Here is a 749-nt window from a genome sequence, read left to right on the forward strand (position 1 = left end):
GTGTCGACCTTCTTTAGCGCTGCCAGTGAAGCTTGTTTGAAGAGTTTATGTCCACGCGAGTCGATGACTTTAATGACTTTTAAATCGCCATTTGCCAAGAGCGTGAATTCAATCGTCACCTCACCCTCTCTACGCATTCTTTTGAGGCGCTTCGGATAAAATTTCTGTGCCTCAATAAGCTTAAACAGCTCCTGTTTATAGGCAAGTATCGATTCACCTTCTAAACCCAGGCTTTGCGCTTGCAAAACGGTTTCAGATGGAAAGCTAAAGTGTTCATTCTCTGATCGATTTTCTGGCTTTGGCTCTGGCTCTGGCTCTGGCTTTGGCTTTGGCTTTGGCTTTGCAGCAACATGGTGATGACTAATCACAAGCGCTGGACGCAGCAATGGCTTATCCACATTAACAGTATCTAGGCTAACACCACCAGACACGGTAAGAAAAACGGCCAACATCATTCCGCAATGAACAAGCACTGACACGATAACGGTAATACGTATAGGCTTGGAAGTTGTCATGGTGAATCGGTACTTTCCGGTGCAGAGTTCGCATGAATTAAAGCCAACCACTGTTCCAACATTGCTTTTGTCGACATGCCGCTATGTGCAACCCGCTGCCCGCGAGCGGAGTAAATATAGGCTCTGGGCAATTCACCATACCAGCCTGGATCGATGTTATAGCGAAGACGTTCAGGTAAATCGCCATTGAAAAGCCAATGCTCATACTCAAAGAGCGCTTCGTTTGCTATTAAA

General features: G+C 46.1%; 2 protein-coding genes. Both read right to left on the reverse strand.

Features of this window, described 5'->3' with window-relative positions:
• Positions 1-515: energy transducer TonB (locus tag A3756_RS26355; protein ID WP_156490148.1), on the reverse strand; the 515-nt coding region annotated here is incomplete at its 3' end.
• On the reverse strand, positions 512-749 hold a 238-nt coding region (locus A3756_RS26965; RefSeq protein WP_197481078.1), incomplete at its 5' end, for a hypothetical protein. The genes A3756_RS26355 and A3756_RS26965, both read right to left, overlap by 4 nt.

Source organism: Oleiphilus sp. HI0086, assembly GCF_001635225.1.